Annotated in this window: 12 protein-coding genes; 6 read left to right on the forward strand and 6 right to left on the reverse strand. The window is 58.0% G+C overall.

All coding sequences use genetic code 11. The features are described from left to right. Window positions 1-193: 193 nt before the first annotated feature. The 5 genes from VLX68_05895 to VLX68_05915 all read left to right on the forward strand — a co-directional run bounded on the left by VLX68_05895 (window position 194) and on the right by VLX68_05915 (window position 5315). Window positions 194-1378, forward strand: a complete 1185-nt coding sequence (locus VLX68_05895; protein HUI91764.1) for a heparin lyase I family protein — start codon at window positions 194-196, stop codon at window positions 1376-1378. A gap of 52 nt (window positions 1379-1430) precedes the next feature. After that, window positions 1431-3131, forward strand: coding sequence for a DUF5010 domain-containing protein (locus VLX68_05900; protein ID HUI91765.1), 1701 nt, complete (start codon window positions 1431-1433; stop codon window positions 3129-3131). 210 nt (window positions 3132-3341) lie between these two features. Then, window positions 3342-3662 carry a hypothetical protein gene (locus tag VLX68_05905; GenBank protein HUI91766.1) on the forward strand — a complete coding sequence of 107 codons (321 nt, stop codon included), beginning with the start codon at window positions 3342-3344 and terminating at the stop codon, window positions 3660-3662. A gap of 551 nt (window positions 3663-4213) precedes the next feature. Continuing rightward, window positions 4214-4705, forward strand: a complete 492-nt coding sequence (locus VLX68_05910; protein ID HUI91767.1) for a polymer-forming cytoskeletal protein — start codon at window positions 4214-4216, stop codon at window positions 4703-4705. A 4-nt stretch (window positions 4706-4709) separates the two neighbouring features. Continuing rightward, window positions 4710-5315: a class I SAM-dependent methyltransferase gene (locus tag VLX68_05915; protein ID HUI91768.1), complete on the forward strand. Its 606-nt coding sequence runs from the start codon at window positions 4710-4712 to the stop codon at window positions 5313-5315. Window positions 5316-5324: 9 nt separating this feature from the next. Here VLX68_05915 and VLX68_05920 read toward each other — a convergent pair whose 3' ends face one another. The 5 genes from VLX68_05920 to VLX68_05940 all read right to left on the reverse strand — a co-directional run bounded on the left by VLX68_05920 (window position 5325) and on the right by VLX68_05940 (window position 12947). Beyond that, window positions 5325-6179, reverse strand: coding sequence for a DUF6600 domain-containing protein (locus VLX68_05920; GenBank protein ID HUI91769.1), 855 nt, complete (start codon window positions 6177-6179; stop codon window positions 5325-5327). 395 nt (window positions 6180-6574) lie between these two features. Continuing rightward, window positions 6575-7357 (reverse strand): PTS sugar transporter subunit IIA, encoded by a 783-nt coding sequence (locus VLX68_05925; GenBank protein ID HUI91770.1) that lies wholly within the window; start codon window positions 7355-7357, stop codon window positions 6575-6577. Window positions 7358-7360: 3 nt separating this feature from the next. Next, the gene (gene mgtA / locus VLX68_05930; GenBank protein HUI91771.1) at window positions 7361-10078 is read right to left on the reverse strand and encodes a magnesium-translocating P-type ATPase; all 2718 of its coding nucleotides are present in this window, start codon (window positions 10076-10078) and stop codon (window positions 7361-7363) included. 224 nt (window positions 10079-10302) lie between these two features. Beyond that, window positions 10303-11004: a LytTR family DNA-binding domain-containing protein gene (locus tag VLX68_05935; GenBank protein HUI91772.1), complete on the reverse strand. Its 702-nt coding sequence runs from the start codon at window positions 11002-11004 to the stop codon at window positions 10303-10305. Window positions 11005-11135: 131 nt separating this feature from the next. Continuing rightward, a complete protein-coding gene (locus VLX68_05940) occupies window positions 11136-12947 on the reverse strand; it encodes a histidine kinase (GenBank protein HUI91773.1) in 1812 nt (603 codons plus the stop codon). Window positions 12948-13058: 111 nt separating this feature from the next. On the opposite strand from VLX68_05940, the gene VLX68_05945 reads away from it, so the two are divergent. After that, complete coding sequence (locus tag VLX68_05945; GenBank protein ID HUI91774.1) at window positions 13059-13487, forward strand: hypothetical protein; 429 nt, start codon at window positions 13059-13061, stop codon at window positions 13485-13487. Window positions 13488-13934: 447 nt separating this feature from the next. Here the strand turns inward: VLX68_05945 and VLX68_05950 are convergent, their stop codons facing one another. Next, on the reverse strand, window positions 13935-14423 hold the full coding sequence (locus VLX68_05950) for a hypothetical protein (GenBank protein HUI91775.1): 489 nt from the start codon (window positions 14421-14423) through the stop codon (window positions 13935-13937). Between the last annotated feature and the right edge of the window lie 29 nt (window positions 14424-14452).

Here is a 14452-nt window from a genome sequence, read left to right on the forward strand (position 1 = left end):
GTAATATAATAAAATTTACCCGAAGGAAAAAATAGAAATATCTTCATAAAGGATAATCAGGTGACAGGTGAAAACCGGCTTTGCACGCTTGGCTCTCCCGATGGCCGGCGGCTGTTGACAAAAACGGCAGGAAACCTTATATTCACAAAAGGGCTGGCACAACGGATGCGACACCGATTGAAGGAATATAAAAATGAAACCTTTGCGGTTCATGCAAAACAATATCCATTCTGTATTACTTTTGTTAATCGTAATAGTATTTACCACTCCGTCACCCGCCGCGGTCCCCGACCCAACGCCGCAATGCCCGGCAGTCGCAGCCGGCGACCACGAGCAGTACCATCTGCCGCCGGTCGCCCCTGCCGCAGGTGTCTCGAGTCAAATCGACTGGGGCCAGATTCCCGCGACCGGCGGCTGGTACGGCGCGCAGGTCATGGACTCATGCCGGTATCGCGCCGATGGGTTTACGACATGGCACGGCAAGGCAGCCGCGCGTATCGAGGTCCAGCCCGGCGACGATCCGCTTGACCTTGGCGAAGGCACGGAGCGCGCCGAAATGGCGTTTCTGCAGGATTCAACGGGCAAACAGATCAACGAGACATCGGCGAGCGGCACGGTGTATTACGCGACGAGCTATTACTTTCCGTCAACCTGGGACGGGACGTTCATCAGGGGCAACAGCAATTCATGGTCGTTCGTGTGGCAGTTTTACGGATGGCAGGGGCTCGCGGCCGGCCGCGGCTACGACGCCGACCCCGCGGCGCAGAAATACTGGTTCGGCGGCATAAGCGCGCGGTTTTCAGACGGCGGAAACATCATCAAGGGAAAATGGACCGACTTCGTGTTCACGGTGAACTGGGGAACCGGGCGCCTGACCGTCTGGCGAAGGGACGAGGGCCAGACCGCGTTCACGCAGGTGCTCGATGCAACGGGCCAGGCGTTCTCGGGATCGATTTACATAAAGCAGGGCCTTTACCGCGGCGGCGACGTGAGCGGCCGCACCGACGTGCTCTGGGTGGGGCCAACGGCGCGCGGCTCGACGTTTTCCGCCGTGGAGATGTCGGCATTCGGGACGAACAACGGCAATCCGGTTATCATTCCTGTCTTGAAATCGCGCGGCATCGTGAATGAAAATGTAAAGGTCACTTATGACCATAGGACGGGATATTTCCGGATCGCCGCGGACAAGCCATTGACAATCGGCGTTTTCTCCGCAAGCGGAACGCTTGTTAAGTCACTCGATATGATGATGGCTGGCACCGCTATTTGGGATGGAACGGACAGCAAGAATACGCCGGTTCCTGCGGGGATTTATTTCTTCAAGGCGAGGGGAGCAAAAGATGCCGAGGTGGTAAAGGTTTTAAAAGCCGTCCGCTAGGGTAACACCATAAACATGATAACAACTGCAATTATCTCATAAAAGATTATCCATGAAAAAAATCAAATTGCCGCTTGTCATTTTCATCATCCTTGCCTTCTTAATTGCATTTGATCTCTCCGCCCAGGACCTCGGCATCACCTTCGGCTTCAACAGCTCGGCGCGCACGAGCACGGGCGGGACCTACAACCACAGCCTGTTTAGGCCCACGGGCCAGGACTCGGACTGGTGGAACGAGATGGCGGAGGAGATTTCGTACAGCGGCGTTGACTACATCGCGCCCGTGACGCGCGGGTACAGCCCCAACCATCCGAACACCGACGCGGGCGATCCGAGAAAACTGCCGCTGTTGTGCGCGGCGATGGACCACCGGCCGCTCGACAACACGTTCAAGATCGCGATCTTCGACGACAACGCGGCATCGTGGGCCGCCAACAGGAACCTCGACCTGGGCTTCGGGTACGGGTACAATCCTCCGTTCGACTGCGGCGACACTGCCAACTACAAGTACATCTGGGACTACGACCTCAAGGTGGCGATCCAGAACATCCCGGACGAAAAGCGCTACAAGATAAAAAACCGGATGGTGATCATATTTTGGAGCGTCAATCCGCCGTTCTGCACCAACCAGGGCAACGGACATATCAAGGCGATCGTGCTTTACATAAGGAAACAATGCCAGGCCGCGTTCGGGTTCAATCCGTACCTGGTGGCCGACGGGTCCTGGGTGAGCCAGGACCCGTCGTGCAACGACTCTGCGGTCATTGATGCGGTGCAGAACTGGTTTGCCGCGCCGGTCAATTCGTTCACGTTGTACAATTTTTTTGGAACCAAGGTGGGCGCCCTGTGTCCCGGCTTCCAGTATTCGGGCTCGAATGTTTTCATGGACCCGAACCACGGCAACCTCCTTGTCAACAACCTCACCGCAACGGTCCGTGCCGGCGCGCGGTTCACGCTCGGGGAGGGCTTCACCGACGAGGAAGAGGCATGCGCGTGGTGGCGGAGCAACGACACGGTGTATTACGATTATCCAAACCAGCGGCTCAACATCACGAGGCGCTTTACGGCAAGGGCGTTTGCCGGCACGCATAAAATAGAGGCCGAGGCGTGCGATTCGTTTTCCGGCGCTGCCGGCGCCGGCAGCGGCCTGTACCGGAGCGGCAACCTGAACATTGTCCGGTGCAACGACGCAAACGGCGGTTGGCAGGTGACCGGAACGCAGGCGGGTCTGTGGCTGCAGTGGCGGGAGCTGCCCCTGCCCGCAGCCACGAAATTCACGATCGAATACGCCTCTGCCGCTGCGTCGTCGGTGCGGTTCAGCGTGGACGGCGCGCCGCTCGCCGCTGTTTCCCTACCGTCAACGGGCGGCGCGTGGAGCGCGGTAGACGCCGGAACATGCTCCTTTGGGTCCGACGCGCTTCACACCGTGCGGCTCAGCGTGGTATCCGGTTCGCCGGATCTTAATTATTTTCTTATAAAAGACATGAGCTTGCCGGCGGCCGCGCCGGTGCGGGAAAGGAACCCCGCCGTTCAATACACCGGTGCCGGCCGTATGGTCTTTTTCGCAAAGGGCGCGGTTTCTTTCCTGAATGTAAATCCGGAAAACGAAGGAATATACCGCGTTGAATTGTTTGATCTGTCCGGAAGAAGGGTCTTGGTTTATGATTGCACCGTGACCCCTGCAACGCGGGTCCTGCGGCTCCCAAATGCGGGCGCGGGCGCGCGTATCTGCAGGATAATAAAAATAGAATAGAGTTGGAAGTTAAAGGTTGAATGTTGAAAGCAATAATACAGACAAGACACATTCAACTTCCAACTTTGAGGTGTTTTTTATTTTCTCTGTTTCTCTGTGCCTCTGTTGCTCTCTTCTCTTCATAAGGAAGCCGGACCTTGCCAAAAAAAACAAAAAACCAATATAATCCTGCTGAATCCATTTAAACGTCAGGACCCAGACGCGCTGTTCATGAAGTTCATGATCGCGCTCACCGTCGGCCTTCTGGTATGGATGGGTGTTTGGGGAAATAGAAGGTCTGTCCGGCAGGAGGACACCGAGATCAAAAGTGAGGAGGACGTTCCGGCTGAACGGACGGACACAAACCAGCTGGCGTCCGGCCTTTTTAAAGACCTGAAAGACAGCCTGCAAAACGCCGGGTATATACACCTTACGGAAAGCGAAAAGAAAGAGCTGAAGGAGCTTGTCGGAGGACAAAATCCCGCGCCCGTGGAAATCGTTTCGCCGATCACCATCGTTCAAAAAAAACCGCCGCAATCAAAAGCAGGTTGAATTCCCTTTTTGTCAAAATCGCGAATGCTCTGCAATGGCTTTGGTCTTCGAATAAACGCATCAAAAACGGGTATCTCCTCAGCGGGAAGATCGTACGGGCGATTGATGCAAGGGTGGTCCCGTATATTGTCAAACAGTGATTTTTCCCTTTCGATTTTGAATGTAAAAGAACTCTTGGTTTCATGGCGGATTAAAAGGTCAATCAATCCATATTGATAAATCCAGTCCACATGATTTCTTCGCTTCTTTTTTATCACATTTGAAGTATCGTTTTCAATTTTGAAAATCCAGCCATAGGATCGAAGAAGATTTCCTTCTCAGGGCCGGAAACCGGCCGGGCGCATTATTTGCTCTTATCTTTCTTATCGTATTAGCACCAGATCAGTCATTGAAAACGGTATGCGAAGAATACCATGAAATTCATAATGGATTTTTTCAGATCGTTAATGAAACAACTGCGCAGCTTGTGGAACGGAGCGTCCGGGCAGGCGCCCGGCAATGCCATGCCCACAGGCGATCGCGGTTCAATCTTATCAAACGTGGAGGTACCAATGGCCGCACGTGAAAACCCGACGCAGGGTCCCGATGCTCGGCAGGCGCCTGCAGAGGCTACGAACATCGGGGAAAACATTTCCATAGAGGGCACCATCCGCGCCGATGAGGACATCGTCATCGACGGGACGTTGAAAGGAAGCATTGAGGTCAAATCGCACCGGCTTACGGTGGGCGCCAAAGGCAGGATCGAAGCCGACGTTATTGCCGAGAACGTGCTCGTGGGCGGGAAGATGGCGGGCGCAATCGTCGCGCGCAACCAGGTGCACATCACCGCGAATGCGGACTTTACCGGGCAGGTGAAGGCCAGACGCATCGTCATCGAAGACGGCGCGTACATCAAGGCGTCCATCGAGCTTGAAAAAGAGGAAAAGGCAAAGCCCGCGGGCCCGACCCCGGCAAAGCCCCCTGAACCCGGGGTCCCTCCGCACGACCTGCAGGCCCAGAAAGCGAAAAAACCCGAAGTGGTCCAGAAGCAGGTCATCGGATAGGCGCATGGAGCAGCCTGCGCTTCGAGGCGGCGCAAGGGGCGCTTTCGCGGATTCGCCCGATGTTTTTCATTCCCGGATGCTCGAGCGGTACGGGGCGTTTCTTGAAAAACGCGGCAATACAACGGTCCTTGACACCGGACCGGTGTCGGGAACCAATATCGATTTCTTTCTCACCATGGCAGGCCGCGTTTTCGTTTTAGACCTTGCGCGCCGCGCCGGTCTTGACGCCGGCGCAGCGGTGAATCCATCGCGAATCCTTTCTGAAATGGAATTTGGTCCGGCCCTTTTCGACGGCATCCATCTGTGGGACCTTCCCGACCACCTCGAGAGCGCCGCGCTTGTTCAGGTGGTGCGGAAATGCCAGTCGCTTCTTACTCCCGGCGGTCTTCTCACCGTGATCGCGGCCGGATCGTCCGCCCTGCAGCCATTTTCCCAGTATTTTGAGCGGGTGCGCGGGTTCGACGTAAGGCTCAAACAGGACCGATCATGCCGCCTGCCCTGGATTTTCCGTTCGAACAGGGACATCGAGCAGGAAATGCGGCCGCTCGTGCAGATCGATTCGTTTCTCTGCATGAACGGGATACGGGAGTTCCTGTTCAAGCGCAAATGATCCCGATTCCTAACGCTCTTCCCGGCGCTCGTGCTCGCGTTTTTGGTTTTGGGGCTGATAACCGTCTTCGGACCGCTGTGGCCGCACCGCCTGATCTTCGGGCCGCGGTCGTTCCTCGTTTTCGGCGCGTGGCCGGACCTGTTCGGCGTGCGCCTCGGGACGTTTGAACTGGGGCCCCAGGTAGGGCCATGCCCCTTGGGACCGTGGAGCGGACGAGACTTGCACTTTGTAAAGGGCGTGAGGGCCCTGCATGACGCGCACACGCTGCGGGGTGACGATGGCTATGGGCGCGCCCACCGACCGCTGCACAAGGCTGATCCCGGGAGCGCCGTGGTAAAAATTGCCCCGCACTTGATCGGTCCGCGGCCGCAACCGCATTTCAACATGCCCCAAGACGTCGGCCGCGGTGAAATTTTCAGTGGCGCAAAACGTCCATTGCTCGCGCTTGAACCCTCTTTTGTAGCCGGGCGGAAACCGGGGCACCCAGCCGATTTCGTCGTCAGTCACGAACCAATCAACGCACGCGGGCGACCAATCGTATCCAGGTACCCACACCCAGCCCTCGGCAGCGTCGTCGTACCAGTAGCCGTAATGGCATACGATCCACCCGAACGGTTCGTCAGCGTCCCAAAACCAGCCTTCCGTAGTGTACACCCAATGACCATGCATGAAAGGCCGCCACCCCGGCCCGGCATCGGGCCGCCAGACCCTTCCCAAGCCGGGCATGTCGATCCATTCTCCGTAGTCGTTGAGCGCGCCAAACGTTATCCGCACCGAGACACCCGGTTCCTGCGCCGCAGCAGGCGCGGCGATTCCCAGAACCGATGATAAAACGAGAAAAACTAGAATTTTTCCGGATTGCATGGGACCTCCTTATGATTTATTATCACAAAAGATCGTTGCAAACCGTATGCCATGGGAGAAAATTAACGAACGAGTATTACTATTCGCCCCGGGGAAAAAAAATCAGATGATGGTCAGAATGAATTGATCGCGTTGGTTGTTTAGACATCGCCCCTGGTTCGAATCGGAGGGGGAAGAATCATTTGTATTGATTGACAATAAAGATGCCTTCAGAAGGCAGCGAGGCACATGATGCGAGAATTTTTCCATCACTAGAGCGCTCCTGTCTCAACAGAATAAAGATTAGCGGGCTCGGGCAGCCCGAGGCGTAGCCGGGACCGGAGTGAGGGCCGCCGCGACGAAGACGCGGAAGGACCAGATTTTTTATTATTTGCAATAGGCAATTCACTTCAAAATCAATTATTCCCGCCAATCTTAATCGCCAGGCACTCATGAAGAAACCTGTTGAGCGCGAAGCTTGACGACGTGCGAACGATCACCTGGTAGCCGCCGACCTCGAACGGTTCGTTTTTTTTCATGAGGTCGGAAAGCCCCGCCTGCGATTCCATGACGCGCAGAAACGACGCATCGGGCGAGAGCACGAGGGGCTTCTGCGCCTCGACCAGGATCACCGAAAACGGGATGATGGAGACGGAAGCCTTGCCGCGCACCTCGCCGGCCGCCTCCTTCTCCTGCAGTTTGATCATCCGCGCGCGGGACTCGGGCACGGCCGAATCGAGCACGTAGCTGATCCAGTCGAGCAGCTGGTCGCGCACCGCGTGGATGTCGGTGGCGTTGTTGATCGTGGTGATGCCGCCCGCGGTCTCGATGGCCCGTGCCAGACCGGAAATCTCCTTGAGGTAGTAGTTGCGCTGCGAATCGGGGATGTAGTACATGATCACGAGGTGCACCTTCTGGCCGTCGATCGAGCCGTAGTCGATGCCCTGCGGCGACCACCCGATGGCGCACAGCAGGTCGCCCTCGCCCTCGCGCCGCGCGTGCGGGCAGGCCACGCCCTTGCCTATGCCGGTGTTGCCGGTGCGCTCGCGCACCTTGACTTCCAGGACAATGTCGTTTTTGGCGGCGATGCCGGGAATGGCCTCGATGAGCAGGGCGAGGAACTCCAGCGCCTTTTCTTTGTTTGCATCGGGCAGCTCAACGAGGCGGCCCTCGTCGATGGCGGTAAGCAGGCTTTTCATAGGTCACGCTCCAAATCGTTTGACGAACCAGGTTTTTACGAGTTGCGCCAGCACGGCGTAGCATGCCACGAACGCGAGCATCCAGAGCCAGTAGAGCCCGGGCAGCGGCGCGAACCCGAGCGTGGAGGCGAACGGCGAATAGGGAAGATAGGCGGCGATGCACAGGACCGCGATGGTGGTGAGGAACACGCCGGCGCTCGGCCTGCTGGTGATGAACGGGATGCCGTTGGTGCGCAGCACGTACACGATCATGGTCTGGGTGAACAGCGATTCCACGAACCAACCGGTGTGGAACAGGTTCTCGTAGAATGTTTTCATCGCCGGAACGTCGGTGTGCGAGAAGTTCCAGCAGTTGAACGCGATGAGCATGAGAAAGAACGTCGCGTAGTCGAAAATCGAGCTGATGGGGCCGAGGAAGATCATGAACCGGCGGATGAAGCCGATGTCCCAGTTCTGCGGCTTTGACAGATAGGAAGGGTCCACGTTGTCGGTGGGGATGCTGGTCTGCGAGATGTCGTAGAGCAGGTTGTTGAGCAGCACCTGCACCGGCGCCATGGGCAAAAAGGGCAGAAAGTAGCTGCCGCCGAGCACGCTGAACATGTTGCCGAAATTCGAGCTCGCGCCCATCTTGATGTATTTGACCACGTTGGCAAACACGCGCCTGCCCTCGATGATCCCCTCCTTGAGCACGAGCAGGCTTCGCTCGAGCAGGATGATGTCCGCCGATTCCTTGGCCACGTCCACCGCGGTGTCCACCGAGATGCCCACGTCGGCGGCCTTGAGCGCGGGCGCGTCGTTGATGCCGTCGCCCAGAAAGCCCACGGTGGCGCCCTGGCTCCGCAGCGCGTTGATGATGGCCTCCTTCTGCAGCGGCGACAGCCGCGCAAACACGTCGGCCTCCTTGACGGTTTTGGCGAATTTCTCGTCGTCCATGCCGGAGAGCTGGCTGCCCAGCACGACGTCGCCGTGGTCGAGCCCCACGTTGGCGCACACGCTCTTGGTCACCAGCTCGTTGTCGCCGGTGAGCACCTTCACCTTCACGCCCGCGTCGCGCAGCGCAACAAGCGCCTGGGCGGCCGTGTCCTTGGGCGGGTCGAAGAACGCGAGGTACCCGAGGATGATGAGCCCGCGCTCGTCGGCGGCGGAGAACGCCTCCTTTTCCCTGGGGAATTCGCGGTACGCCACCGCGAGCACGCGGTAGCCCTCGCTGCTGAGCCGCCGGTATTCGTCGAGAATGTCGTTGCGCACCATGTCGATGAGCGGGTAGATGTCGTCGTCGATCTGGTATTTCTCGGCGACCTCGTTGATGCTCTCGACCGCACCTTTACAGATAAGAACATTGGTCCCGTCGTGCTCGATCACCACCGACATGCGCTTGCGCTCGAAATCAAACGGCAGTTCGTCCACCTTGCGGCAGGAGCGCTCCACGTCGAGGTCCTCGTGCGTGAGGATCGCCTTGTCGAGCAGGTTGCGCAGGCCGGTCTGGTAATAGCTGTTCATGTATGCGTAGCGCAGCACGTCCTCGTTGGGCCGGTTCGAGACGTCCACGTAGCGCTCGAGCACGATCCGGTCCTGCGTGAGCGTGCCGGTCTTGTCGGTGCAGAGGATGCTCATGGCGCCGAAGTTCTGGATGGCCTTGAGCTGCTTGACAATCACTTTTTTCTTCGACATCGACAGCGCGCCCTTCGACAGGCACACGGTGATGATCATGGGCAGCATCTCGGGGGTGAGGCCCACGGCCACCGAGAGCCCGAAAAGGAGGGCCTCGACCCAGTTGTGCTTGGTGATGCCCACGATGAGGAACACGAGCGAAACCATGACGAGCATGAACCGCACCATGAGCCACACGAACGACTTGATTCCCTTGTCGAATCCGGTGGTCACCTTTGCCTGGCCGATGTCGCGGGAGATCGACCCGAGATAGGTGGCACAGCCGGTCGCGATCGCGATGCCGCGCGCCGTTCCGCTCACCACGGTGCTTCCCTGGAACGCCGCGTTGGGCAGCGAGAGCGGGTCTTCGGCCGCCGTTTCGGGAGCCGCGGAAAATTTTTCAACGGGCATGGACTCGCCGGTCATGGCCGATTGGTTGACAAAGAAGTCTTTTGTCGAAACGATGCGGAGGTCGGCGGGCACGATGGAGCCGGCCGCCAGGACCACGAGGTCGCCGGGGACCACGTCGGCGAGGTCGATTTCGGCCTCCTGGCCGTCGCGGAGCACCAGGGCGCTGCTTTGCACCATTTTTTTAAGGTCTTCGGCGGCCTTGACCGACCTGCGCTCCTGGAACGACGAGAGCGCCACGCTGAGCAGCAGCATCCCGCCCACCATGGCTGCGGCGCGCAAATCGCCCATGGCGAACGACACGCCGCAGATCACGAGCAACTGGATCACCAGCGGGTCTTTCGCGCGGTCGAGCAGGTCTGAAAGCAGGGTGGTGCGCCGCGATTCAACCGGCACGTTGCGGCCGAAGGAGGCCAGCCGTTGCGCCGTTTCGCTTTTGGAAAGTCCGGTAGGCGAGGACCTGGCGAGTTTGAACGCGTCTGCCTCCGGGCAGCGGCAGGCCTCGATGAGCCCGCGCGACTGGGCCGCGGCCTTCTGCTGAACCTCCCCCGTTGTTCTGCGGCGCGTGAAGAATCGCGATTTTCCCTGAAGCATGCTGCAAACTCCGGCCGATGCCGTGCCTTCGGTGCGGCCGCCGAGGCCGAGAAGGCTTAAAAAACGCAAGCAAAAATTAGTACATGCACGCGCGGGACACTAAAAAGTATTTCAAATTTTTTTGGCGCCCGACAATTGAAGCGCCCGTGAACCGTTTTGTCCTTTGTAAAAGGAAAGATTAAATCCGGGCGCCCCGCCGCGAAGCCCGGCGGCGGTTCTCCTTCCGGGCTCGGCTATTCAGCCTCGTTGCCGGGCCGTCCGAAGTCGCCTTCGGCGAGGGGAACGCCCCGGCTTTACTTGTTTATTTTGTCAAGTATAATTTGATATTGCGTCCTGCTGACCGGAATCACGATGCCGTCCTGCAGCTCGAGCTCGTATTTGCCGCCGCCGTGGACAAGGATGCGCTTTGCGCCTTTAAGGTCGGCGATATACGACTTGTGCGTGCGGCAGTAGTGCGGCGGCAGGAGCTGCATGAGCGAGTCAAGGGACTTACCGTACAGTTCCACCGATCCGCCGGCACAGTGGATCTCCACGTAATCATCGGCGCCCTTGAAAAACCGCACCGAAGCGAGCGGAACGAGACGCACCGCGCCGAGGCTTTTGACGGAAAGGTATTTCAGCCCCGACGGGTGGAGCGACCGGGCCGCGCCGAGACGGTCGAGCGCCTTCTTGAGCCGCTCCCTGTCAAACGGCTTCGGCACGAAGTCGAGCACGCCGTAGTCGAACGCGGTCACGGCCTGGTCGGTGCTGGCCGAAACGATTATGGTGTGGAACGCGCCCGCGGTGAGCCGCTTGAGCAGGTCGAACCCGCTTTCACCGTTAAGGTTGAGGTCGAGGAACACGAGGTTGACCGGGTTTTGGGCAAGGTAATGTTCCGCTTCGGCAAGCGAGCCTTGCACCGCGACCGATGTGGCGGGCCCCGGCAGCAGCTCCTCCACCATGCGCTTCAGCCGCCGCGCCGCAAGCGCCTCGTCTTCGACAATGAGGATGTTCATAGAATAGTTCCTTCTGCATGATGATAAAAACACGGAGTTGGAAGTTGAAGGTTGAAAGTCACAGAAAGAATAAAACGCTTTTAACTCCGACTTTCAACTATAAACCATAGGTCTTTTCCATATTGCGGTGGTTATCTTTTCTTGTCTGTCGATAATAATTCGATGGAAACCTCCCACCCGCCCTGCGCCGGACCGCTGCGAAGGTTCCATGCGCCGGGAAACGCCTCTTCGAGGCGCATCTTGACATAACGGAGACCGGTGCCGTCCGCGCGGTTTGTTTTTGACGCGCTGCCGCCGGCGGACCAGTCGTTGAACAGGGAATAGCGCAACCCATGGGGTAGCGTTTCGCGCCTGAACACGAAGGCGCCGCCGTTTTTTCCGGCGCAGCCGTGCGTGAGCCCGTTCTCCACAAGGGTGTGAAAGACGAGCGGCGGAATTTTCTCTTCGCGCGGAACCTCGGCGGCGGCGAGCGTGTACTGTTTGTCGCGGCGCAGTCCCATCACCTCCAGGTGCAGCCGGCACAGCCGGAACTCGTCGGCAATCGGGACGAGTTTCTCTTTTGAAAAGTCGAGGACCAGCCGCAGCTCCTCGGCGAGCGCGTTGACCAGCCGCGTGGCCGTGGCCGGATTTTCCTCGAGCCAGGCGATGATGGAATTGAGCGAGTTGAGCAGGAAATGCGGCTGGATGTGCTTCTTGAGCAGCTCCAGCTCGAGCCGCGCGCTTTTGAGCTCGCTTTCCTGGCGCTTGCGGTTCTGCTCGGCCATCTGGCGCGACAGCGAAACCGTGAGCAGGACGATGAGCCCGCAAAAACCGAGCGCCCACGCGTATTCGACCCGCTTCTGAAACGAAATGAAAATCCCGGCAAAAAGGAGCGCGCAGCCGGCAAGCGCCAGGAGGCTTCCGCTTTTCTTCCGGACGATGTTCGCCAGCGAAACCGCGGTCGAGAAAAGCGCCGCAGCGTACATATAGAACTGGTTGAGAACGACGAAAGCGCCGAGCCATGAAACCGGCAGCAGCCCGAACATGATGAGTCGGGGCGGAACGATCACCCCGAGCGCGGCAGCTGCGATTGCGCCGGAAACCGTCCGCCGGCGCGGCATGGCGAACTCGAATAGAAAGAACACGGGCAGAAGCGTCATCATACAGAACCAGGGGATGTCGTTGACAAGCGCTACGGCATAATAATGCCGCAGGCCAAACGGAAAATAATGCACCGCCGTGTCGATGAGCAGGTACACGGCGCTCGACAGGCACAGGACGCTGAAGATCGCGTAGGGGAGCCCCTTGGTGCGGCCCCGCAGCACGGCCGCATGGAAAACCGCGGTAATGAAAAATATGCCGGCGCACAGAAGCAGCAGCGCCTCGGTGACATGCAGCCGGCCCGAAAGCAGTGGAAAATATCCTATCTGCAGCGGTGTTTCCATGAGCCCAGAAAAGGTATGCGCGTTGGACACGCGCAACGCCACCACATGCCTTCCCGGCAAGGCGAGGTGCGGCGGCACCACCGTGAACTGCGCTGACCGGCCGGGCATTTCATCGCGCATGGTCGCGCCGACCTTGCCGTTGCGGCTCAGGAGAGCGCCGTCCCAGTAAAGCTCGCTTGCGCACACCACGGCGCGCTGGTATATCGCAAGGGCCTGCAGCGTATCAAGCGGCTCGGGAATAAACAGGGTCTGGCGGTACCACACGATCCCTTTGCCCGGCGCGCCTTCGCGCGGCCACAAACTCCCCGCGATGCCGAGGCCCCAGCGGGAATCGTCGTACCCGGGGTTGCTCCAGGCGCTGCTGTCACCCTGTCTGGTTTTCCAGATTGCCAGATGCGTCACGGGTTTTTCGCCGGGAAAAAGATACACGGCGGTGGAGTCGGCGGGCTGCGCCGTTAAAGTTGCAGGCGGGGCAATAAAAATTGTGATCAAGGCGAAGTAAACAAAATATCTGTTCATGGGTGATGGAAATCGGAATTGTCAATTATATTTGTATATCACAAGGTAAAGATGCTCTGTTGTTAAAATAATTTACCGATGGCGATTGAAAAGCCGGGACGTGTTTTTATTATGACGAACGGTTTGAATACCTGCCGCATCGCCCGCCGCACGATCCTCCTTGTCACACCTCTCATTTACCTTCAATTTTCCGCCCACGCCCAGGTCTTCCGCGGGTATTATCCGAGCGGCACGGTTGAGGTGCGCGCCAAAACCGAGGACAAGAAACAGATCATCAAGGGATATTACCCCGGCGGTAAGCTCCAGGTGGTTTACGAATACGAAAACGGCAAACTCAACGGCACCACGCGGCAATATTACGAAAACGGCGTTCTGAAGGCCGAGGTGAATTACCTGAATGACAAGCGCAACGGTGCGGCCAAGTATTACTATTCCAGCGGCCGGCTCATGGCGCGGCTCGAGTTCAAGGACGACAAGGAGACCGGGGAATCGAAGTATTATGATGAGAAGGGGAATGTACTGCCGACAAAGAAGAAATAAAAAAAATAATCTGGTGGGGGAGGTCTCCCCCTCGCTGCGGCCCGGTCGTGCTCCAATTTTTATTCAATCATTTCGTACCCGTAAAGCACGCCCGGTCCTTCGCTACCCCCTCCTGGGTGCAGCCAGGTAAATGTAGCTGCAAGCCCAAACCTTCTGCTGGGCGCACCCTTGTGACGACAGTTGACTCAGTAAAAAGTTGATGCCGTTGATTGAATTCTTGTGAATACCGATTGGCGCAAGAAAATGTTATTGATTGATGGGAATTCGTCTGCCGCGCGTTAGGCAGGACTGGAGGCTGCGCTAGAGCGCAGTGCTGCCCGGCCCACGCCGAAGGCATTCGGGGGCCGTGGCAGCCCGAGCCGTAGGCGAGACCGGAAGGAGGGCCGACCCGAGCCTGAGGCTTGACGAAGGCGAGGGGAACGCCCAATTTATTTTATCAAAATATTATTAATTATGCCGCACGGTCCCGGCGGTGAAATTCTTGACCGTGAGCGTGCTGGTGCCGCCCTTTGCCTTGAACGTGAAATCGGCGGAAAAGGCGGTGTCGGCATAGGAATAGGAAAAAGAGTTGACCGTGACGGTCGCGGTCCCCGCCGAGTCGCTATAGGACGCTGCTCCATCGTTATAGGTGGCGGTAAAACCAGTGGATTGGTTGAGGTTCTTTGGAAATGCCGAATTTGTCGGGAACCTGAAAAGAAGCTCCAGACTTTGGCTTCCCGTCGCGCTTTTAACATCCACAAAGTACATCGAGGAAATAGTCGCAATGGTCATGGTCGCCGCCGCCGAATACGGCGTACCGTCGATGCTTGCCGCAACGGTAAACTGGGAGCCGCCCGGCGGCGGGGGTGTCGTATTATTCGTGGTGCCGGGAGAACTGCAGGAAACGACAAGCGCGCACGCCAGAAGCGCGGCGGCAACTGCGGTCAGGGCTTTCATTGGGGCCTCCATTAAAAATTTCTCTTCTA

The organism is Chitinivibrionales bacterium (assembly GCA_035516255.1).
In the GTDB taxonomy this organism is placed as follows: Bacteria; Fibrobacterota; Chitinivibrionia; order Chitinivibrionales; family FEN-1185; genus FEN-1185.

Coding starts and splice junctions, on each gene's coding strand:
- VLX68_05945 (HUI91774.1), top strand. CDS start 13,059: ATGACGAACGGTTTGAATACCTGCCGCATCGCCCGCCGCACGATCCTC.
- VLX68_05895 (HUI91764.1), top strand. CDS start 194: ATGAAACCTTTGCGGTTCATGCAAAACAATATCCATTCTGTATTACTT.
- VLX68_05915 (HUI91768.1), top strand. CDS start 4,710: ATGGAGCAGCCTGCGCTTCGAGGCGGCGCAAGGGGCGCTTTCGCGGAT.
- VLX68_05940 (HUI91773.1), bottom strand. CDS start 12,947: ATGAACAGATATTTTGTTTACTTCGCCTTGATCACAATTTTTATTGCC.
- VLX68_05905 (HUI91766.1), top strand. CDS start 3,342: ATGAAGTTCATGATCGCGCTCACCGTCGGCCTTCTGGTATGGATGGGT.
- VLX68_05900 (HUI91765.1), top strand. CDS start 1,431: ATGAAAAAAATCAAATTGCCGCTTGTCATTTTCATCATCCTTGCCTTC.
- VLX68_05910 (HUI91767.1), top strand. CDS start 4,214: ATGGCCGCACGTGAAAACCCGACGCAGGGTCCCGATGCTCGGCAGGCG.
- VLX68_05925 (HUI91770.1), bottom strand. CDS start 7,357: ATGAAAAGCCTGCTTACCGCCATCGACGAGGGCCGCCTCGTTGAGCTG.
- VLX68_05935 (HUI91772.1), bottom strand. CDS start 11,004: ATGAACATCCTCATTGTCGAAGACGAGGCGCTTGCGGCGCGGCGGCTG.
- VLX68_05920 (HUI91769.1), bottom strand. CDS start 6,179: ATGCAATCCGGAAAAATTCTAGTTTTTCTCGTTTTATCATCGGTTCTG.
- VLX68_05950 (HUI91775.1), bottom strand. CDS start 14,423: ATGAAAGCCCTGACCGCAGTTGCCGCCGCGCTTCTGGCGTGCGCGCTT.